This window comes from Skermanella aerolata KACC 11604, from assembly GCF_000936425.1.
Taxonomy (GTDB): domain Bacteria; phylum Pseudomonadota; class Alphaproteobacteria; order Azospirillales; family Azospirillaceae; genus Skermanella; species Skermanella aerolata.
On the sequence record NZ_AVFK01000018.1, the window covers coordinates 76,149 to 95,765 of the forward strand.

General features: G+C 64.3%; 18 protein-coding genes. 16 read left to right on the forward strand and 2 right to left on the reverse strand.

Annotated features, from left to right (window positions below; genetic code table 11):
- Positions 1-13: 13 nt before the first annotated feature.
- Both lipA and N826_RS21015 read left to right on the forward strand, forming a co-directional pair.
- Complete coding sequence (lipA, locus tag N826_RS21010) at positions 14-979, forward strand: lipoyl synthase (RefSeq protein ID WP_044432042.1); 966 nt, start codon at positions 14-16, stop codon at positions 977-979.
- A 2-nt stretch (positions 980-981) separates the two neighbouring features.
- Positions 982-1,461 (forward strand): type II toxin-antitoxin system RatA family toxin, encoded by a 480-nt coding sequence (locus tag N826_RS21015; RefSeq protein WP_044432044.1) that lies wholly within the window; start codon positions 982-984, stop codon positions 1,459-1,461.
- Positions 1,462-1,466: 5 nt separating this feature from the next.
- On the opposite strand, the gene N826_RS21020 is transcribed toward N826_RS21015, so the two are convergent.
- Both N826_RS21020 and N826_RS21025 read right to left on the reverse strand, forming a co-directional pair.
- On the reverse strand, positions 1,467-1,964 hold the full coding sequence (locus N826_RS21020; protein WP_044432046.1) for a CinA family protein: 498 nt from the start codon (positions 1,962-1,964) through the stop codon (positions 1,467-1,469).
- Between the two features lie 40 nt (positions 1,965-2,004).
- Positions 2,005-3,183 carry a bifunctional 2-C-methyl-D-erythritol 4-phosphate cytidylyltransferase/2-C-methyl-D-erythritol 2,4-cyclodiphosphate synthase gene (locus N826_RS21025; protein WP_044432049.1) on the reverse strand — a complete coding sequence of 393 codons (1,179 nt, stop codon included), beginning with the start codon at positions 3,181-3,183 and terminating at the stop codon, positions 2,005-2,007.
- Between the two features lie 144 nt (positions 3,184-3,327).
- Here N826_RS21025 and N826_RS21030 point away from each other — a divergent pair, with 144 nt between their 5' ends.
- The 14 genes from N826_RS21030 (at position 3,328) to N826_RS21095 (ending at position 19,612) form a co-directional block, all read left to right on the forward strand.
- Positions 3,328-4,143: a cytochrome C assembly family protein gene (locus N826_RS21030; RefSeq protein WP_044432051.1), complete on the forward strand. Its 816-nt coding sequence runs from the start codon at positions 3,328-3,330 to the stop codon at positions 4,141-4,143.
- Positions 4,144-4,294: 151 nt separating this feature from the next.
- A complete protein-coding gene (gene dusB / locus N826_RS21035; protein WP_044432053.1) occupies positions 4,295-5,281 on the forward strand; it encodes a tRNA dihydrouridine synthase DusB in 987 nt (328 codons plus the stop codon).
- Positions 5,281-6,408, forward strand: coding sequence for a two-component system sensor histidine kinase NtrB (locus N826_RS21040; protein WP_044432055.1), 1,128 nt, complete (start codon positions 5,281-5,283; stop codon positions 6,406-6,408). Before dusB ends, N826_RS21040 begins: the two co-directional genes overlap by 1 nt.
- Positions 6,408-7,862, forward strand: a complete 1,455-nt coding sequence (gene ntrC, locus N826_RS21045; RefSeq protein ID WP_044432056.1) for a nitrogen regulation protein NR(I) — start codon at positions 6,408-6,410, stop codon at positions 7,860-7,862. The genes N826_RS21040 and ntrC overlap by 1 nt, the downstream gene beginning before the upstream one ends.
- Before the next feature lie 74 nt (positions 7,863-7,936).
- Complete coding sequence (locus N826_RS21050) at positions 7,937-10,210, forward strand: sensor histidine kinase NtrY-like (protein WP_044432060.1); 2,274 nt, start codon at positions 7,937-7,939, stop codon at positions 10,208-10,210.
- Positions 10,200-11,606 carry a nitrogen assimilation response regulator NtrX gene (gene ntrX / locus N826_RS21055; RefSeq protein WP_044432062.1) on the forward strand — a complete coding sequence of 469 codons (1,407 nt, stop codon included), beginning with the start codon at positions 10,200-10,202 and terminating at the stop codon, positions 11,604-11,606. The genes N826_RS21050 and ntrX overlap by 11 nt, the downstream gene beginning before the upstream one ends.
- 145 nt (positions 11,607-11,751) lie before the next feature.
- Positions 11,752-13,128, forward strand: a complete 1,377-nt coding sequence (gene trkA, locus N826_RS21060) for a Trk system potassium transporter TrkA (RefSeq protein ID WP_044432064.1) — start codon at positions 11,752-11,754, stop codon at positions 13,126-13,128.
- Between the two features lie 59 nt (positions 13,129-13,187).
- Positions 13,188-14,051 carry a D-amino-acid transaminase gene (locus N826_RS21065; RefSeq protein ID WP_044432066.1) on the forward strand — a complete coding sequence of 288 codons (864 nt, stop codon included), beginning with the start codon at positions 13,188-13,190 and terminating at the stop codon, positions 14,049-14,051.
- The gene (locus N826_RS21070) at positions 14,048-14,773 is read left to right on the forward strand and encodes an HAD family hydrolase (protein WP_044432067.1); all 726 of its coding nucleotides are present in this window, start codon (positions 14,048-14,050) and stop codon (positions 14,771-14,773) included. Before N826_RS21065 ends, N826_RS21070 begins: the two co-directional genes overlap by 4 nt.
- Before the next feature lie 69 nt (positions 14,774-14,842).
- Positions 14,843-15,091, forward strand: a complete 249-nt coding sequence (gene hfq, locus N826_RS21075) for an RNA chaperone Hfq (RefSeq protein WP_044432156.1) — start codon at positions 14,843-14,845, stop codon at positions 15,089-15,091.
- A gap of 52 nt (positions 15,092-15,143) precedes the next feature.
- Positions 15,144-16,433, forward strand: coding sequence for a GTPase HflX (gene hflX, locus N826_RS21080; protein WP_084720975.1), 1,290 nt, complete (start codon positions 15,144-15,146; stop codon positions 16,431-16,433).
- 220 nt (positions 16,434-16,653) lie between these two features.
- The gene (gene groES, locus N826_RS21085) at positions 16,654-16,941 is read left to right on the forward strand and encodes a co-chaperone GroES (protein WP_044432069.1); all 288 of its coding nucleotides are present in this window, start codon (positions 16,654-16,656) and stop codon (positions 16,939-16,941) included.
- 39 nt (positions 16,942-16,980) lie between these two features.
- The gene (gene groL / locus N826_RS21090) at positions 16,981-18,636 is read left to right on the forward strand and encodes a chaperonin GroEL (RefSeq protein ID WP_044432070.1); all 1,656 of its coding nucleotides are present in this window, start codon (positions 16,981-16,983) and stop codon (positions 18,634-18,636) included.
- Between the two features lie 169 nt (positions 18,637-18,805).
- Positions 18,806-19,612, forward strand: coding sequence for an inositol monophosphatase family protein (locus N826_RS21095; RefSeq protein WP_044432071.1), 807 nt, complete (start codon positions 18,806-18,808; stop codon positions 19,610-19,612).
- Positions 19,613-19,617: the final 5 nt, after the last annotated feature.

The following is a 19,617-nucleotide window of genomic DNA, read 5'->3' on the forward strand; positions in this document are numbered from 1 at the left end:
AGCTAGATGGATCATGACCGCTTCCCCCCCGATCGACCGCGTCCGCCATCCGGAAAAGGCCAAGCGGCCCGACAGCCCGGTTCAGCGCAAACCGGACTGGATCAGGGTAAAGGCCCCGGTATCGACGGAATACAATGAGACCCGCAAGCTGATGCGGGGCCTCAAGCTGAATACCGTCTGCGAGGAAGCGGCCTGCCCGAACATCGGCGAGTGCTGGAAGAAGAAGCACGCGACCTTCATGATCCTGGGGGCGGTCTGCACCCGCGCTTGTGCCTTCTGCAACGTCGCGACCGGCCGTCCCGACCTGCTCGACCCGCATGAGCCCGACAACGTCGCCGAAGCGGTCGGTACGCTGGGCCTGCAGCACGTCGTCATCACGTCGGTCGACCGCGACGACTTGGAAGACGGCGGCGCCGACCACTTCGCCCGTACGATCCGCCGCATCCGCGAAACCGCGCCGGCGACCACGATCGAGATCTTGACTCCCGACTTCATGCGGAAGAAGGGCGCCGTCGAGCATGTCGCGGCAGCGCGTCCCGATGTCTTCAATCATAACCTGGAAACCGTTCCCCGGCTTTATCCGACGATCCGTCCCGGCGCCCGTTACTTTACCTCCCTCAACCTGTTGTCCCGTGTGAAGGAACAGGAACCCGGCATCTTCACCAAGTCCGGCATCATGGTCGGCCTGGGTGAAACCAAGGAAGAGGTAATGCAGGTGATGGACGACCTTCGGGCCGCCGACGTGGATTTCCTGACCATCGGTCAGTATCTCCAGCCAACGCCGAAACACGAGCCGGTCGACCGCTTCGTCACTCCGGACGAGTTCGCCAGCTATGCCGCCATCGCGCGCGGCAAGGGCTTCCTGATGGTGTCCAGTTCGCCGCTGACCCGCTCGTCCTACCATGCCGGCGACGACTTCCGCCGGATGCGCGATGCCCGTGAAGCGAAGCTGGCGGGTGCCGCCGTCTCCCAGGACTGACTATGCCGACACACGCCGAAAAGCGGGTACTGCCCTATACGCCTGAGCAGATGTACGACCTCGTCGCCGATATCGAGAAGTACCCAGAGTTCCTGCCCTGGTGTCTGGCGGCGCGTATCCGTAAGCGGGAAGGGAACGTCGTCTACGCGGACCTCATCATCGGCTTCAAGATGATCCGCGAACGCTTCACCTCCCGCGTCGAACTGCATCCACCCGACCGCATCAACGTCGCCTATAGCGAAGGCCCGTTCAGCTACCTGAACAATCACTGGATCTTCAGTCCTACCGAGACCGGCGGCTGCCTGATCGATTTCTACGTCGATTTCGAGTTCAGGTCGAAGATGCTCCAGAAGATCATCGGCGTGCTGTTTAACGAAGCGGTCCGCCGTATGGTGGCAGCGTTCGAAACCCGCGCCCGCCAGCTCTACGGCGACGGCACCGTTCCGGTTGCCACTCCCGACACCACCTCGAACCCGGCCTGAGAGCCTCAGAACTTCGTCAGGTTCACGTCCGCCAGCAGTACGAGCGCGAACCTGACCGTCGCCATCCTCACCGCCGAGCGGTCGCCTGGAAACACGCACCGCTCGTGCCGGACGCTCCCGCCGCGTCGAGTGATACCGAAATAGACCAGTCCGACGGGCTTGCCCGGCGTTTCGCCGCCGGGGCCGGCGATCCCCGTGACGGAGATCGCCACGTCAGCCCGTGAGTGCGCGATCGCGCCGGCGGACATGGCCTCGGCAACCTCGGGGCTGACGGCGCCGACGCGCGCGATCAGCTCACCTGGAACGCTCAGCAACTCCACCTTCGCCTCGTTCGAATACGTGACGAAGCCGCGCTCGACGACGCTGGAGGAGCCCGCGATCTCGGTCAGGGCGCTCGCTATCAACCCCCCGGTACAGGATTCCGCGGTCGCCACCTTGCATCCGGCAGCCGAGAATCGTGCAAGCACGTCGCGCGCCTGCTCAAGGACGTCTTCTGGGAACATGGGCGGTTCCTCCTTCAGCTTTGGGCCTAAGCGGAGCTTTCTAGCTTGTCGGCAGCCGGATCGTGGCGACGGCCTGCGCCGCGATGCCTTCCCCGCGTCCGGTGAAGCCCAGCCGCTCCGTTGTCGTCGCCTTCACGCTGACACGGTCCGATGCGAGATTCAGCAGTTCACCCATGCGGGCGACCATGGCTTCACGGTGAGGACCGATCTTCGGCCTTTCGCAGATCAGCGTCACGTCGACATGGGAGATGACGCCGCCGCGCTCGGCTACCATGCCGACCGCGTGCCGGAGGAACAAGGCGCTGTCGGCGCCGCGCCATTGCGGATCGCTGGGCGGAAAGTGGCTGCCGATGTCGCCGGCGGCCAGTGCTCCCAAGATGGCGTCGGTCAGGGCGTGCAGCCCGACATCGGCATCGGAATGGCCGTCCAAGCGCGCCTCGTACGGCACCTTGACGCCGCACAGCACCACATGGTCGCCGGGGGCGAAGCGGTGGACGTCGAAGCCAAGCCCAGTCCTCACATCCGGCAAGGGGGCGGGTAAGCTAGCGCTCATCGTCAAGGCGGCCCTCGCCATATCGTCCTGATTGGTCACTTTCAGATTGTCCGTATTGCCATGAACCAGTGCCACCCCAAGCCCCGCGCGCTCGGCCACCGCAGCGTCGTCGGTCAGCTCCGCCCCCGCCAGATCGCGGTGCGCCTTCAGAATTTCCGGAAACCGGAATCCTTGAGGCGTTTGCGCCCGCCACAGGCCTGCCCGCTCGACCGTGCCGGTGATCATGCCATTAGTGTCGCCACGCTTCAGCGTATCCGTGACGGGAACCGCCGCGATGGCGGCCGGAACCTCGTCCAGCTTCGTCCGTACCGCATTGATGGTAGCCGCATCGACCAGCGGCCGGGCGGCGTCATGGATCAGGACGAAATCGGGAACGGGATCGAGCGCCGCCAGCCGCTCCAGCCCCAGGCGAACGGATTCCTGTCGCGTGGCGCCGCCGGCGACCGGTTCCGGCATCCCAAGCCCCTCCACCGCAGCGTCGTAAAGCTCACGGTGGGCCGGCTGGATCACTACCTGTACGGCATCGACGGCATCGTGGCGAAGAAATGCGCTGACCGTATGGTGCAGCACGGCGCGGCCCCCCAAATCCTGATACTGTTTGGGGCGGTCTCCGCCAAAGCGCTCGCCGGTGCCGGCGGCGACGATCAGCGCCACACATGAAGTCATAGTCGGTTTCGCACTCTCGATTGTTTACGCCTTGGCCGCTCGGGTCCAGGCGCGATTGAGTCTTGGAATGTCCGGTCGTGGAGCCTAGCCTGTCGCGGCCCTGTCGCCAAGCGGCCATCCGTACCGGAAGAAGAACGGAACAGCATGCTGCAAAACGTCCTTTTCAACTTGTCCGCCCTGATGGCTCTCATACCGGCCACGCTGCTGGCCTATGTCCGTGATGGGTTCCGTCAGGGCAGGGGGCCGGACATGGTCTTCTGGGCCGTTTTGGCGGTGGCGGCGGCCGGACCTCTGACATGGGCTCTGGTACAGCTGGACGGCACATGGCGTACGGGGATCTCCACTACTCTCTGGGTCAGCATCGCGGCGTGCATGGTCCTGTTCACCGGCCTATGCCTGACGACACGTTCCGGATGGCGGCTGATGCCGCTGCTGCTGCCCTATCTGCTGCTGGTCGGACTGTTCGCCACCGCGACGGCGGAAGCGCGCGACCCGACGCTCAGCCCCACGGCTCCCACCGTCTGGGTCGATGCCCACATCACGGTTTCCGTCACGACCTATGCGCTGCTGACGCTGGCGGCGGTTTCGGCGCTTGCCGCATTCCTTCAGGAACGCGCACTCAAGGCCAAGCGGCCGACCACCCTGACCCGGATGCTGCCGCCCATGGCCGACAGTGAGCAGCTTCAGGGCAGGCTGCTGATCGCGTCGGAGATCGTTCTCGGCCTGGGGCTCGTGACCGGGATGTCCGTGCTCTACTTCGAGCAGGGAATCCTTTTCCGGATCGACCACAAGACAGTCCTGTCTGTCGCCACCTTCCTGGTCATAGGTGGACTGCTGATTGCCCATGCCGCAACCGGAGTGCGGGGAAGACGGGCAGCCCGGCTTGTGCTGCTTGCCTTTCTTTTGCTCACTTTGGGCTATCCTGGCGTAAAATTCGTCACGGACATTTTAGTTTCATGAATGTATTTAGTTCAAAATAGTCAAAATCCGCGTATCTGGATGGGGCCGGGCGCGAATTGATAGTTTCATCAGCATTCTTCGCGCTTGCGGTATTTTCGAGTCCCATGATAGCTTGCACAAAATGACAGCATTACAGGGAAGTGCCCAAAACATGGGCATAAACATCGGCTCCATCAGGATCGACGATCCAGTGATCCTCGCCCCCATGTCGGGCGTCAGCGACATGCCGTTCCGCCGTCTCGTCAAGCGCAGCGGCGCCGGGCTCGTCGTCTCCGAGATGATCGCCAGCCAGGCTATGATCCGCGCCTCGCGCCAGACCATGAAGATGGCGACCAACTGCGCGGAAGAATTCCCCATGGCGGTCCAGCTCGCCGGCTGCGATCCGGCCTCGATGGCGGAGGCGGCGCGTCTCAACCAGGACCGGGGCGCCGCCATCATCGACATCAACTTCGGCTGCCCGGTGAAGAAGATCGTCAATGGACAGGCCGGCTCGGCACTCATGCGGGACGAAGTCCACGCCGCCCGCATTCTGGAGGCTACCGTCAAGGCGGTCGACCTTCCGGTCACGCTGAAGATGCGGCTGGGCTGGGACGACGACAGCCGCAACGCGCCCAACCTTGCCCGCATTGCACAGGAATGCGGCATCCGCATGGTTACCGTCCATGGCCGGACCCGCTGCCAGTTCTATACCGGGACCGCCGACTGGAAGGCTATCCGTGCCGTGAAGGAAGCCGTCGCCATTCCCGTGATCGCCAACGGCGACCTCAATACCTTCGAGGACGTCACGCGCTGTCTCGAGGAAAGCGGGGCCGACGGCGTGATGATCGGACGCGGCACCTACGGGCGTCCCTGGTTCATCGGACAGGTGATCCACTATCTCCGCACCGGCGGGCACCTGCCCGATCCGCGCCCAGACGAGCAGCTAGCCACGCTGTTGGAACATTACGAGGCCATTCTGGAACATTACGGCATCGACGCAGGCGTCAAGATCGCCCGCAAGCACGTCTCCTGGTACAGCAAGGGCTTCGCCGGTTCGGCGGAGTTCCGTGCCGATGTCAACCGGGTTTCGGACCCCGCCAGGGTCCGCACCATGATCCGGGACTTCTATTCACCGGCGATCGACAGGATGGCGGCTTGATGGCGCGCGCAGCTACAGCTTGGCGGAAGACGATGCGGCAGGAAATCGATCCCTCCGGCATCCTCAATGCGCTGCCCGATCCCGTGCTGGTGATCGGCGGCCGCAACGAAATCCTCTACGTCAATCTGGAGGCTCAGGAGTTCTTCGACTGCGGCGCCGCGGCGCTGATAGGACTCCCGCTTACGGAACTGCTGCCCGAGGACAGTCCCGTCTACTTCCTGATCGATCAGGCCAGGATCAGCGGCGCCAGCATGTCCGAATACGGCGTCACGCTCGATACGCCCAAGATCGGCGTCCACCTCGTCACCGTGCGCGTGGCGCCGCTGGGAGAGCCGGCGGATTGTGTCGTGATGTCGCTGCACGAGAAGTCGATCACCCGCAAGATCGACAACCAGCTCACCCACCGCAACGCCGCCCGGTCCGTCACAGCCATGGCCGCAATGCTGGCGCATGAGGTCAAGAACCCGCTCTCCGGCATCCGCGGCGCCGCCCAGTTGCTGGAACAGAACGCGTCCGAGCCCGACCGGGAGTTGACCCGCCTGATCTGCGACGAATCCGACCGGATCGTCGCCCTTGTGGACCGGATGGAGGTGTTCTCGGACAAGCGTCCGCCCGACCGGACCGCCGTCAACATCCACAGCGTCCTGGAACATGTCCGCAAGGTAGCCCAGAGCGGCTTCGCGCGGACGGTCCGCTTCACCGAGCGGTACGATCCGTCGCTGCCGGACGTCTATGGCAACAGGGACCAACTCATCCAGGTTTTCCTCAACCTGATTAAAAATGCGGCAGAAGCGGTCCCTGAGCAGAGCGGCGAGATAATCTTGACCACCGCCTACCAGCATGGCGTCCGTCTGGCCGTACCGGGAATCGAGAGCCGTGTACACCTGCCGTTGCTGGTCAGCGTGCAGGACAACGGCAATGGCATACCGGAGGATCTTCGCACCCATCTGTTCGATCCCTTTGTAACGACAAAGCGGAACGGAACCGGCCTGGGTCTTGCATTGGTTGCGAAACTGATTGGCGACCATGGTGGAGTCATCGACTTCGAGACCCTGCCGCGCCGTACCGTATTCAAGGTATCGCTACCGATGTATGCCGATTTTGAACAGTCTCTGGAGCAGTCGTAATGCCGGCATCGACGATCCTGGTCGCCGATGACGATCGCGCGATCCGGACGGTGCTCAACCAGGCACTGATCCGACTGGGCCATGATGTCCGCACCACGGGAAATGCCGCCACCCTCTGGCGCTGGGTGGCCGACGGGCAGGGCGATCTCGTCATCACCGACGTCGTCATGCCGGACGAGAACGGGCTGGACCTGATCCCCCGCATCAAGAAGATCCGACCCGAGCTGCGCGTCATCGTCATGAGTGCGCAGAACACCCTGATGACCGCCGTCAAGGCGGCCGAGCGCGGCGCCTTCGAGTACCTGCCCAAGCCGTTCGACCTCAAGGAACTGGTCAACGTGGTCGAGCGGGCGCTCAGCGCGCCGCAGCCGATAGCGCTGAACGGCCATGCCTCCGCCGAGGACATCGAGAACGAAGAGCAGCTTCCACTGATCGGCCGCTCGGCGGCGATGCAGGAAATCTACCGCGTCCTCGCTCGGCTGATGGGCACCGACCTGACCGTCATGATCACCGGCGAGTCCGGTACCGGCAAGGAACTGGTGGCCCGCGCGCTGCACGAATACGGCAAGCGCCGAAGCGGTCCCTTCGTCGCGATCAACATGGCCGCCATCCCGCGCGAGCTGATCGAGTCGGAGCTGTTCGGACACGAGAAGGGCGCTTTCACCGGTGCCACGACCCGTTCGACCGGCCGTTTCGAGCAGGCGCAAAGCGGCACGCTGTTCCTGGACGAGATCGGCGACATGCCGCTGGAAGCTCAGACCCGTCTGCTGCGCGTCCTCCAGGAAGGCGAGTACACGACCGTCGGCGGCCGCACGCCGATCAAGACGGATGTCCGGATCATCGCCGCGACCCACCGCGACTTGCGAACCCTGATCCGCCAGGGACTGTTCCGCGAAGACCTGTTCTACCGCCTCAACGTCGTCCCGATCCGCCTGCCGCCGCTCCGCGAACGGACGGAGGACATCCCGTCGCTGGTCCGCCACTTCCTGACGCTGACCTCGGCGCAGGGCCTGCCGATTAAGAGCATCGACGCTCAGGCGATGGAGCGGATGAAGCGCTACCGCTGGCCCGGCAACGTCCGCGAGCTGGAAAATCTCGTCCGCCGGCTGGCCGCCCTCTACAGCCAGGAAGTCATCAGCACCGACATCATCGAGTCCGAACTGGCGGATTCGGCTCCGGCCTCTCCCCAGGTCGAGGAACATCAGAATGAGGGGCTCAGCTCCGCCGTCGAGCGGCACCTGAAGGACTACTTCGCGGCTCATAAGGACGGCATCCCGGCCGCTGGCCTCTACGACCGCGTCCTGCGGGAAGTCGAGCGTCCGCTGATCTCCCTCAGCCTCTCGGCGACGCGCGGCAATCAGATCAAGGCGGCCCAGATGCTGGGTCTCAACCGCAATACTCTCAGAAAGAAAATCAGGGAACTGGATATCCAGGTTATACGTGGGCTAAAATAACACACCCTGGTCCAGTCTCGTGGCATCCCCGCCACAGAATGGGCCAGAATGAGAGAGCCCGGTGCAACGCGACGATGACCAGTGAACCTGCGGGACTTCCGCAATCCTTCTGGAGCCAGTTTCTGATCTGGGCCAGCCGCGTCGGGCTGGCGGGCAAGCTGGCGGTCGCTCTCGCCGTGGCCGCCATCGGGGCAGGGTTCGCGACCTATGGCGCGCTGACCGCCACTCCCCCCTTCGGCAACGACCCCAATACCGTCAGCCTTCTGCTGACCCTCGATCTGGCGCTGCTGCTGCTGCTGGGCGTCATCGTCGCCCGCCGCATCGTGGCGCTCTGGATCGAGCGGCGGCGCGGCCTTGCCGGGTCCCGCCTGCATGTCCGCGTCGTCGCGACCTTCAGCCTGCTGGCAGTGATGCCGGCGATCATCGTCGCCGCGTTCTCGGCGATCTTCTTCTATGTCGGCGTCCAGTCCTGGTTCAGCGAGCGGGTCCGTACCGCCATCGTCGAATCCCGTGCCGTCGCCCAGGCCTACCTGCACGAACACCAGCAGGTCATCCGCGCCGACGCGCTGGCCATGGCGAACGACCTCAACCGCGAAGCCGCCCGCCTGCTGACCGATCCCGGCCGTTTCGCCCAGGTGGTCGCAACCCAGGCGGCGCTCCGGGCCCTGACCGAGGCCATCGTGTTCGACGGCAGTGGCAGGATGCTGGCGCGCTCCGGTCTGTCCTTCACCCTGGAGTTCGAGCCGATCCCGGAAAGCTCGCTGGAGCGCGCCCGGCAGGGCGAGGTCGTCCTGATGGTGACCGACACCGACGACCGCGTCCGGGCGCTTGTCCGGCTCGACCGCTTCGTCGATACCTTCCTGTTCGTCGGCCGGCTGGTCGAGCCGCGCGTCCTCAGCCATATGGAGGCCGCACAGGACGCCGCCGACGCCTATGCCGAGCTGGAGGGCAAGCGCTCCAGCCTTCAGATCACCTTCACCCTGATCTTCGTGGTCGTAGCCCTGCTGCTGCTCCTGGCCGCCGTCTGGATCGGCCTGAACTTCGCGACGGCGCTGGTGGCCCCCATCGGCTCCCTGATCGGAGCGGCGGAGCGGGTGAGGGCGGGGGACATGGGCGCCCGCGTGCCGGAACTGCTGCCGGAAGACGAGCTCGGCACCCTGAGCCGGGCCTTCAACCGGATGACCAGCCAGCTGGAAAGCCAGCGTCGCGAGCTGATCGAAGCCAACCGGCAACTCGACCTCCGGCGGCGTTTCACCGAAACGGTGCTGGCCGGCGTTTCCGCCGGCGTCGTCGGACTGGACCATGAAGGCCGCATCAACCTGCCGAACCTGTCCGGGGCACATCTGCTGGGCGTCGACGATCCGGAGATCCTGATCGGGCGCAAGCTGGTGGATGTGGCGCCGGAAATGGGCGAGCTGCTCGGCACCATCCGGCGCCGTCCGACGAAACTGATGGAAGCTCAGGTCCAGTTGAGGCGGGCAGGGACCGCACGGACCCTTCTGGTCCGAGTCGCCGCTGAATCGGTTGGAAACGAGATTCGCGGCTTCGTAGTGACCTTCGATGACGTTACTGAACTATTGTCGGCTCAACGCAAGGCTGCCTGGGCCGACGTGGCGCGTCGTATCGCGCACGAGATCAAGAACCCGCTGACCCCAATTCAGCTCTCCGCCGAGCGATTGCGCAGAAAATACCTCAAGGAAATCACCAGCGACCCCGAGACGTTCCAGATGTGTACCGATACCATCGTGCGTCAGGTGGACGATATCGGACGGATGGTCGACGAGTTCTCCGCGTTCGCGCGGATGCCCAGTCCGGTGATGAAGCCACAGAACGTAAACGAGTTGTGTCGTCAGGCAGTGTTCCTTCAATCCAGCGCCCATCCTGGCATCAAGTTCACGGCCAACCTTCCGCAAGGCGCCCTGACGGTGCCGTGCGACGGCCGGCAGATCTCCCAGGCCCTTACCAACCTGCTCCAGAACGCCGTCGATTCGATCGAGGGCCGCCCGGTGCCGGAGGGTACCGTCCTGCCACCGGGCCAGATCGACTTGAGCCTTGAAGTCCATGACGATCGCGTCGCGATCGTCATCGCCGACAACGGCAAGGGTCTGCCGCACGAGGAACGCGACCGGCTGACCGAACCCTATGTCACGACGCGGGCCAAGGGCACCGGCCTCGGCCTCGCGATCGTCAAAAAGGTAATGGAGGATCATGGCGGAGAACTCGTGCTCGAAGACCGGCCCTCCGGCGTCGGTGCCCAGGTCCGCCTGGTGATTCCCAAGTCCGAAATTTCCGCGCCGGCCGTGGCCGCCGAAGATCTAGAGCAGAAACAGAGTCGCTATGGCGCATGACATTCTGATCGTCGATGACGAAGCCGATATCCGGATGCTGATTTCGGGTATCCTCGAAGACGAAGGCATGAAGACCCGTCAGGCCGGAGACGCCGATCAGGCGCTGGCCGCCGTCGGTGCCCGAAGGCCAAGCCTGGTCATCCTGGATATCTGGCTCCAGGGCAGCCGTCTCGACGGCATCCAGATCCTGGCCGAGCTGAAGCGCGACCATCCCAACCTGCCGGTCATCATGATCAGCGGTCACGGCACGATCGAAACCGCCGTCTCCGCGATCAAGCAGGGCGCCTACGACTTCATCGAGAAGCCGTTCAAGGCGGACCGGCTGCTGGTGCTGGTCGAGCGCGCCATCGAAGCCGCCCGTCTTCGGCGCGAGAACGAGGAACTGCGCCTCCGGGCCGGCGGCCAGACCGAGCTGATCGGCAAATCCTCGACGATCAACCAGGTCCGCAACTCGATCGAGAAGGTGGCCCCGACCGGTAGCCGCGTCCTGATCACCGGCCCCGCCGGCTCCGGCAAGGAAGTGGTCGCCCGGCTGATCCATGCCCGCTCCCGGCGCGGCGACGGCCCCTTCGTCGGCCTGAACTGCGCCACCATGCGGCCCGACCGGCTGGAAGTGGAACTGTTCGGCACGGAGCACGGCCAGGACGGCCTGCCGCGCAAGGTCGGCACCTTCGAACAGGCCCATGGCGGCACGCTGCTGCTGGACGAAGTGGCCGACATGCCGCTGGAGACCCAGGGCAAGATCGTCCGGGTGCTCCAGGAGCAGACCTTTGAGCGGGTAGGGGGCAGCTCTCGGGTCGAGGTCGACGTCCGGGTCATCGCATCGAGCAACCGCGACCTGCCGTCGGAGATCGAGGCCGGCAGGTTCCGCCAGGATTTGTTCTACCGTCTCAGCGTCGTGCCGATCCGGGTCCCGCCCCTGACCGAGCGGCGCGAGGATATCCCGCTGCTGGCCCGCCACTTCATGATTCGCTCCGCCGAGACCGCCGGCCTGCCCGTCCGCGAATACGGCGAGGACGCCATGGCCGCCCTTCAGGCCTACGACTGGCCGGGCAACGTCCGCCAGCTGCGCAACGTCGTGGACTGGCTGCTGATCATGTCGACCGGCGACCCGAAGGAGCCGATCCGCGCCGACATGCTGCCGCCCGAGATCGGCGCCATCACGCCGACCGTCCTCAAGTGGGACAAGGGCGGCGAGATCATGGGCCTGCCGCTCCGCGAAGCGCGCGAGGTGTTCGAGCGCGAGTACCTGCTGGCCCAGGTCACCCGGTTCGGCGGCAACATCTCCCGAACCGCCGCCTTCGTCGGGATGGAGCGCTCTGCCCTTCACCGCAAGCTGAAGTCGCTGGGCGTCCACGGCAACGACAAGCCGCCGCACAAGCTGGCGGCGGATTGATGCCTGTGTCTTCCACATGCTGGCAGCCGAACCGGTGTTGGGCCACGGCCCAACCTACGACGACGAGAAACTGTAGATTGGGCCGTGGCCCAACAATCGCCGCTTTGCATAATGCCTGGGTAGGAACGATGGCAGGTACCATCCCATGAAAGTCATCGTCTGCGGCGCTGGTCAGGTTGGTTCCAACATCGCGCGATACCTCGCGACCGAGAACAACGACGTCACCGTGATCGACCAGTCGCCGGAGCTGATCCAGAAGATCAGCGACACCCTGGACGTCCAGGCGATGGTCGGGTTCGCCTCGCATCCCAACGTGCTGGAACAGGCGGGCGCCGCCGAGGCCGACATGATCATCGCGGTCACGCTGGCCGACGAAGTCAACATGGTCGCCTGTCAGGTCGCCCACTCGCTGTTCAACGTCCCGACCAAGATCGCCCGCGTCCGCAATCAGAGCTATCTGGCCCCGATCTGGTCCGACCTGTTCTCCCGCGAGCACATGCCGATCGACGTTATCATCTCGCCTGAGATCGAGGTCGCCCGTGCCGTCGCCCGGCGTCTCCAGGTTCCGGGCGCCTTCGACATGATCCCGCTGGCCGACGGCAAGGTCCGCGTTATCGGCGTCATCTGCGCCGACAACTGCCCGATCCTGCACACGCCGCTCCGCCAGCTCACCGGCCTGTTCCCCGACCTCAACCTCGAAGTCGTGGCGATCGTCCGCAACGACAAGCCGATCATTCCCGGCGGCGACGACCAGATGCTGCCCGGAGACGAGGTCTACTTCGTCGCCGACACCCGCCACCTGACCCGAGCCATGGCCGCCTTCGGCCACGAGGAAACGGAAGCGCGCCGCATCATCATCCTGGGCGGCGGCAATATCGGCCTTTGCCTTGCGGAAGAACTGGAAGCCAAGCATCCGCAGGTCAGCGCCCGCATCATCGAGGTGGACCGCGCCCGCGCCCAGTACATCGCCCAGCGGCTCAACCGGACCATGGTGCTGCACGGCGACGGCCTGGATCCGGAGATCCTGGAAGAGGCCAATGTCAGGGCGGCGGAAACCGTCGTCGCAGTGACGAACGATGACGAAGGCAACATTCTCGCCTCACTGCTCGCCAAGCGTTACGGCTGCCAGCGCGCCATCACGCTGATCAACAAGACGACATATTCGCCGCTGGTCACCACGCTCGGCATCGACGCGGTCGTCAGCCCGAAGGCGATCACCGTCTCAACGATTCTTCAGCATGTCCGGCGCGGCCGTATCCGGTCGGTCCACAGCCTGCGCGAAGGCTTCGCCGAAGTGATCGAGGCCGAGGCGCTGGAAACTTCCAGCCTGATCAACACGCCGCTCCGGGAGATCAAGCTGCCGACCGGCGTCATCGTCGGCGCCATCGTGCGCGGAGAGGAAGTGATCATCCCCAGGCCCTCCACGGTCATCAAGCCGCACGACCGGGTCATCATCCTGGCGGCCGTCGGTCAGGTGAAGAAGGTCGAGAAGATGTTCGCAGTCCGTCTTGAATTCTTCTGATCCACTGCAACGTTCGATAACGTCCAATCCTCGATACCACACAACTAAAAGCGGGAAACATGGCTCGATACGCATATGTCAACGGCCGCTTCGTGCCGCATACCGATGCCGTCGTGCATGTGGAAGACCGTGGCTATCAGTTCGCCGACGGCGTCTATGAAGTCGTCACGATCGTCGGCGGCAGGCTTGTGGACGAGCAGGGGCACCTGGACCGCCTGACGCGCTCCCTGAACGAGCTGCGGATCGCGTGGCCGGTTTCGCCCAGGGTGCTGAAGATCCTGATGCGCCGGTTGATCGGGCTGAACCGCGTGACCCAGGGCACGATCTATCTCCAGATCACCCGCGGCGTCGCTCCGCGCGACTTTAAGTTTCCCAAGCACGTGGAAAGCTCGCTGGTGCTGATCACCAAGCGGGCAGGGGCCTTCGCGACCCCGGCGCAGCTCCAGGACGGCGTCAAGGTCATCACCATTCCCGACATCCGCTGGCTTCGCCGCGACATCAAGTCGGTTTCCCTGCTGCCGCAGGTTCTCGGCAAGCAGCAGGCGGTGGAGGCCGGCGCGTTCGAGGCTTGGCAGGTGGACCCCGACGGCAATGTCACCGAGGGCTGCTCCAGCAACGCCTGGATCGTGACATCTGACGGTACGCTGGTCACTCGTTACGCCAACAACCTGATCCTCAACGGCGTCACCCGCCTGTCGATCTTGAAGCTGGCGCAGGAATCCGGCATCAGGTTCGAGGAGCGACCCTTCTCGGTCGAGGAAGCCTATGCCGCGCGCGAGGCCTTCGTCTCCAGCGCCAGCACCTTCGTCATGCCGGTGACCAGAATCGACGACCGGACCGTCGGCGACGGCAAGCCCGGCGCGCTGAGCGGCAAGCTGCGCCACGGCTACCTGGACTACGCACGGGAACGGGGCGCCTCATGACCGTTCCCCCCGATGCCGCCACCGGCGAGCCTCTTCGCCTGCCGCGCGCTGCCCTGTTCGACTGGGACAACACTCTGGTGGACAACTGGGGCTGCATTCATGCCGCCCTCAACGCGGCGCTGGTCGCCCACGACCTGCCTCCCTGGACGCTGGCGGAAACCCGCGTCCGCGTCCGCCAGAGCATGCGCGACAGCTTTCCCCGGCTATTCGGCGACCGCTGGACTGAGGCCCGCGATATCTTCTACGACCATTTCGGCCGCCATCATCTGGATTACCTGAAGCCGCTGCCCGGTGCTGAATCGCTGCTGCGGGCACTGTCCGACGGCGGCGTCTACCTTGGCGTGGTCAGTAACAAGACCGGCCGGTTCCTGCGGGCCGAGTCGGAGGCACTCGGCTGGAACCATTACTTCGGTAAGCTGGTTGGAGCGGGTGACGCACCGCGTGATAAACCTGAAGTTGATCCCATACACATGGCGCTTGCGCCGGGCGGGATTGCGGCGGGTCCCGATGTATGGTTCATTGGTGATGCCGATGTCGATATGCAATGCGCCCATGCGGGAGGATGTGTTCCACTGTTGATCGGGGATAGTCCGGATGATTTCCAGAATTTTCCTCCTGCGCATCGGTTCGACGCTTGCGATATAGTATCCGACTTGGTGCAGCGGCTCCGAGGCACCATATCGCAGGAGTCTTCTACGGAAAGAAGATCCTGGCCCAGTTGAAGGGCTACGGCAAGCTATCTGGGCTCTGGGATGGGGCCCCAAGAACCATCACAAACGGGGCGATTGCACATGTCCGAAAAAAGTCAAAATGTTCAGGACGTTTTTCTAAACCACGTCCGCAAGAACAAGACCCCGGTCACCGTCTTCCTGGTGAACGGTGTCAAACTACAAGGCATCATTACGTGGTTCGACAACTTCTCTGTTTTGCTGCGACGCGATGCGCACAGCCAACTGGTCTACAAGCACGCAATCTCCACTGTGATGCCTGCCCATCCTATTCAACTATTCGAGCCGCCTAAGGAAGGTGAGAACACCTAACGCACCCGATCAGGGTAATGGCCGGTCTGCCACGGGCGCCGGCCGCGCCCTCGTGATCCATCCGATCCTGCGCGATCCCAATCCGACGGAAGGAGCGCGCAGCCCCGAATCGCGTCTTGAGGAAGCTGTCGGACTTGCCGCCGCGATCGACCTGGATGTCGTCCATGCCGAAGCGGTCAAGGTCAACCGGCCGCAGCCCGGCACGCTTCTGGGCTCCGGAACGGTGGACCATTTCGCCGAGCTGATCCATCAGGCCGAGGAGGACGGTCACCCGATCGATCTCGTCGTAATGGATCATGCTCTTTCGCCAGTCCAGCAGCGCAACCTCGAACGCGCGCTTGAATGCAAAGTGATCGACCGCACCGGCCTGATCCTTGAGATCTTCGGCGCCCGTGCCCGGACGCGCGAAGGTCAGTTGCAGGTCGAGCTGGCTGCTCTCAGCTACCAGCGCTCCCGGCTCGTGCGGTCCTGGACCCACTTGGAGCGGCAGCGCGGCGGTTTCGGCTTCCTCGGCGGTCCCGGTGAAAGCCAGCTCGAGATCGACCGCCGCTTGATCGGCGATCGCATCATCAAGCTGAAGCGTGAACTGGAAGAGGTCCGCCGGACTCGCGACCTGCACAGAAAGGCGCGGAGCAAGGTGCCGTACCCGGTCGTGGCACTGGTCGGCTACACCAATGCTGGCAAGTCGTCGCTGTTCAACCGGATGGCGGGGGCTGATGTCTTCGCCAAGGACCTGCTGTTCGCCACGCTCGACCCGACCATGCGGGCGATCGAGCTGCCGACCGGCCGCAAGGTGATCCTGTCCGACACCGTGGGCTTCATCTCCGACCTGCCGACCCATCTGGTGGCCGCGTTCCGCGCGACCCTGGAAGAAGTCCAGGCCGCCGACATCATCCTGCACGTGCGGGATATCGCACACCCTGATTCGGAAGCCCAGAAGGGCGACGTCGATGCGGTGCTGCGCGATCTCGGCATCGACCAGGGCGAGGACAACCGCGTCGTCGAGGTCTTGAACAAGATCGACCTGCTCGACAGCGGTGCCCGGAACGCGCTGCTGGCCCAGGCCGCCCGCAACGATCACATGCAGGCGGTATCGGCCCTGACCGGTGACGGGCTGGGCGAGCTGTTCGGTCTGCTCGACCGGCACATGACGGCCGACCGGGTAACCGTCGATTTGAATGTCCGGATCGACGATGGCGCGGCACTCGCGTGGCTTCACGACCGGGGCGACATCCTGGAACGGCAGGACGACGAGCAGTTCGCCCATCTGCGGATCGCCCTGGACAAGGCCGATCTGGCCCGGTTCGAAAGCCGCTACGACTATCACGCCGCCTCTTCGTGAGGCGGCCGCGACCGGGGCCGGCTCACCGCCGGCCCCGGTCGCGCTCAGCGAAAATACATAATTTTCCCTGGAGATTTTGGCACACGACCCCATCTGCCGCCGTGTGAACCTTGACGGCGCGGTAATGTGCCGCTATACGGTTGGCACTCGCTGGCATTGAGTGCTAACAGAATCACCGCTGGCGCCATAAGCCAGCGACAGACATCTCGGAGAGATCCCAATGAAGTTCAGGCCTTTGCACGATCGCGTGGTCGTGAAGCCGACCGAGCAGGAAAACAAGACTGCCGGCGGCATCATCATTCCGGACACCGCCAAGGAAAAGCCGCAGCAGGGCGAAATCGTCGCCGCCGGCCCCGGTGCTCGCGGCGATGACGGCAAGGTCACCGCTCTCGACGTCAAGGCGGGTGACAAGGTGCTGTACGGCAAGTGGAGCGGGACCGAAGTCAAGATCGAGGGCGAGACCCTTCTGATCATGCGCGAGTCCGACCTGCTTGGCGTCCTCGAATAAAAAACCCAGCGTCACCAGCGTTACAGGAGATCCAGAGGCATGGCTGCCAAGGAAGTTAAGTTTTCGGTCGACGCCCGCACCCGCATGCTGCGCGGCGTGGACATTCTCGCCGACGCGGTCAAGGTGACCCTCGGCCCCAAGGGCCGGAACGTCGTGCTGGAGAAGTCCTTCGGCGCACCGCGTATCACCAAGGACGGCGTCACCGTCGCCAAGGACATCGAGCTCTCGGACAAGTTCGAGAACATGGGCGCGCAGATGGTGCGCGAGGTCGCCAGCAAGACCAATGATCTTGCCGGTGACGGCACCACCACCGCGACCGTCCTGGCCCAGGCGATCGTCCGCGAGGGCGTCAAGTCGGTTGCCGCCGGCATGAACCCGATGGACCTGAAGCGCGGCATCGATTTGGCTGTCGAAGCCGTGGTCGCCGCCGTCAAGGCTTCGTCCAAGAAGATCGGCACCAATGCCGAGATCGCCCAGGTCGGCACCATCTCCGCCAACGGCGAGCGCGACATCGGCGAGATGATCGCCCGCGCCATGGAGAAGGTCGGCAACGAGGGTGTCATCACCGTCGAGGAAGCCAAGTCTCTCGAGACCGAGCTCGAAGTCGTCGAAGGCATGCAGTTCGACCGCGGCTATCTCAGCCCGTACTTCGTGACCAACGCCGAGAAGATGACCACCGAGCTGGAGAACCCCTTCATTCTCCTGCACGAGAAGAAGCTCTCCGGTCTTCAGGCGATGCTGCCGGTCCTCGAGTCCGTCGTTCAGAGCGGCCGTCCGCTGCTGATCGTCGCCGAAGACGTCGAAGGCGAAGTCCTGGCGACCCTGGTCGTCAACAAGCTGCGTGGTGGCCTCAAGGTCGCCGCCGTCAAGGCTCCGGGCTTCGGTGACCGCCGCAAGGCGATGCTGGAAGACATGGCCATCCTCACCGGCGGTCAGGTCGTCAGCGAAGATCTCGGCATCAAGCTCGAGAACGTTACCCTGGACATGCTCGGCACCGCCAAGCGCGTGCTGATCACCAAGGAAGAGACCACGATCGTCGATGGCGCTGGTTCCGCCGCCGACATCGAGGCTCGCTGCTCGCAGATCCGTCGTCAGACGGAAGAGACCACCAGCGACTACGACCGTGAGAAGCTCCAGGAGCGTCTCGCCAAGCTGGCCGGCGGCGTTGCCGTCATCCGCGTCGGCGGCGCCACCGAGGTCGAGGTTAAGGAGCGCAAGGATCGCGTCGACGACGCGATGCATGCGACCCGCGCCGCGGTCGAGGAAGGTGTCGTTTCGGGCGGCGGTGCGGCTCTGCTGTACGCGCTGAAGTCCCTGGACGACGTCAAGGTCGCCAACGACGACCAGCGCGTCGGCGTCGAGATCATCCGTCGTGCCCTGAAGGCTCCGGCCCGTCAGATCGCCGACAACGCGGGTGCCGATGGCGCCGTCGTGGTTGGCAAGCTGCTCGAGTCGACCGATCCGTCCTATGGCTACGACGCCCAGAACGGCACCTTCGTGGACATGTTCAAGGCCGGCATCATCGACCCGACCAAGGTCGTGCGTACCGCCCTTCAGGACGCAGCGTCCGTCGCCGGTCTGCTGATCACCACCGAGGCGATGATCGCCGACAAGCCGGAGCCCAAGGGTGGCCCGTCCATGCCTCCGGGTGGCGGCATGGGTGGTATGGGCGGCATGGGCGACATGGGCTTCTAAGTCCCTGTCGTTCGGCCGACCAGCCGAAAGCTACCTGTCGATGGGAAGGGGCCGCAGCTTCACGTTGCGGCCCTTTTTCATTTAGCGGACGTGAAGTTTGGCAAACGCCTGTCCGCATCCTATCTAAAATATTGAACCGCCTTCCCGAGCCTCACCTGGAAATCTCCTAATGCTGCCTGACATAGACCGCGTTTCGGCCATCATCCGTGATGTCGCCGAAACCGAGATCCTGCCGCGCTTCCGCCGGTTGGCGACAGACGAAATCCGTGAAAAGGGGCCGGGAGATCTCGTCACCGTGGCAGACGAGGAGAGCGAGCGGCAGCTTACCCGGCGTCTGATGGAGCTGGTTCCCACCTCGGTCGTGATCGGCGAGGAAGCCGTCGCGGCTGACAAGAAGGTACTTGACCGGGTTTTCGACGAGGCACCGGTCTGGATCGTCGACCCGGTCGATGGAACGTCCAACTTCGCGGCGGGCAAGCCGGCTTTCGGCATCATCGTCGCCTATGTTCAGCGCGGTGAAACCTTGGCAGGCTGGATTCACGATCCGCTCGGCAAGCGAACGGCGGTCGCCATGAAAGGCGAGGGCGCATGGTCCGGCTCCGGCCGCCTGCGGACGGCACCGGCCGTCAGCCTCCCCGATATGTCCGGCGTGCTATCGTCCCGCTACTTCGACAGCGAGACGCGCAACCGTCTGGACGAGCGCAAGCAGCAACTCGCCCGTACGTTCACCCTGCGCTGCGCCGCACACGAATACCTGACCCTGAACAGCGGTGAGGCTCATTTCTCCCTCTACCGCCGTATCATGCCCTGGGACCACGCCGCCGGCACCCTGATGCATGCGGAGGCCGGCGGATACCATGCCAAGCTGAACGGCGACGCCTACACCCCGGCCGACCGTGAAGGCGGCCTGTTGCTGGCTCCCGATCGCGAAACCTGGGCGGCGTTGCGGGAGTTGCTCTTCGCCGCCGCCGGTTGATCAGG

Excerpts from the sequence above, each read along its gene's own strand:
- dusB (WP_044432053.1), top strand. The coding sequence starts at position 4,295 with ATGGGCATAAACATCGGCTCCATCAGGATCGACGATCCAGTGATCCTC.
- groES (WP_044432069.1), top strand. The coding sequence starts at position 16,654 with ATGAAGTTCAGGCCTTTGCACGATCGCGTGGTCGTGAAGCCGACCGAG.
- N826_RS21040 (WP_044432055.1), top strand. The coding sequence starts at position 5,281 with ATGGCGCGCGCAGCTACAGCTTGGCGGAAGACGATGCGGCAGGAAATC.
- hfq (WP_044432156.1), top strand. The coding sequence starts at position 14,843 with ATGTCCGAAAAAAGTCAAAATGTTCAGGACGTTTTTCTAAACCACGTC.
- N826_RS21020 (WP_044432046.1), bottom strand. The coding sequence starts at position 1,964 with ATGTTCCCAGAAGACGTCCTTGAGCAGGCGCGCGACGTGCTTGCACGA.
- ntrX (WP_044432062.1), top strand. The coding sequence starts at position 10,200 with ATGGCGCATGACATTCTGATCGTCGATGACGAAGCCGATATCCGGATG.
- N826_RS21030 (WP_044432051.1), top strand. The coding sequence starts at position 3,328 with ATGCTGCAAAACGTCCTTTTCAACTTGTCCGCCCTGATGGCTCTCATA.
- ntrC (WP_044432056.1), top strand. The coding sequence starts at position 6,408 with ATGCCGGCATCGACGATCCTGGTCGCCGATGACGATCGCGCGATCCGG.
- N826_RS21065 (WP_044432066.1), top strand. The coding sequence starts at position 13,188 with ATGGCTCGATACGCATATGTCAACGGCCGCTTCGTGCCGCATACCGAT.
- N826_RS21015 (WP_044432044.1), top strand. The coding sequence starts at position 982 with ATGCCGACACACGCCGAAAAGCGGGTACTGCCCTATACGCCTGAGCAG.
- N826_RS21095 (WP_044432071.1), top strand. The coding sequence starts at position 18,806 with ATGCTGCCTGACATAGACCGCGTTTCGGCCATCATCCGTGATGTCGCC.
- trkA (WP_044432064.1), top strand. The coding sequence starts at position 11,752 with ATGAAAGTCATCGTCTGCGGCGCTGGTCAGGTTGGTTCCAACATCGCG.
- lipA (WP_044432042.1), top strand. The coding sequence starts at position 14 with ATGACCGCTTCCCCCCCGATCGACCGCGTCCGCCATCCGGAAAAGGCC.
- N826_RS21025 (WP_044432049.1), bottom strand. The coding sequence starts at position 3,183 with ATGACTTCATGTGTGGCGCTGATCGTCGCCGCCGGCACCGGCGAGCGC.
- groL (WP_044432070.1), top strand. The coding sequence starts at position 16,981 with ATGGCTGCCAAGGAAGTTAAGTTTTCGGTCGACGCCCGCACCCGCATG.
- N826_RS21050 (WP_044432060.1), top strand. The coding sequence starts at position 7,937 with ATGACCAGTGAACCTGCGGGACTTCCGCAATCCTTCTGGAGCCAGTTT.
- N826_RS21070 (WP_044432067.1), top strand. The coding sequence starts at position 14,048 with ATGACCGTTCCCCCCGATGCCGCCACCGGCGAGCCTCTTCGCCTGCCG.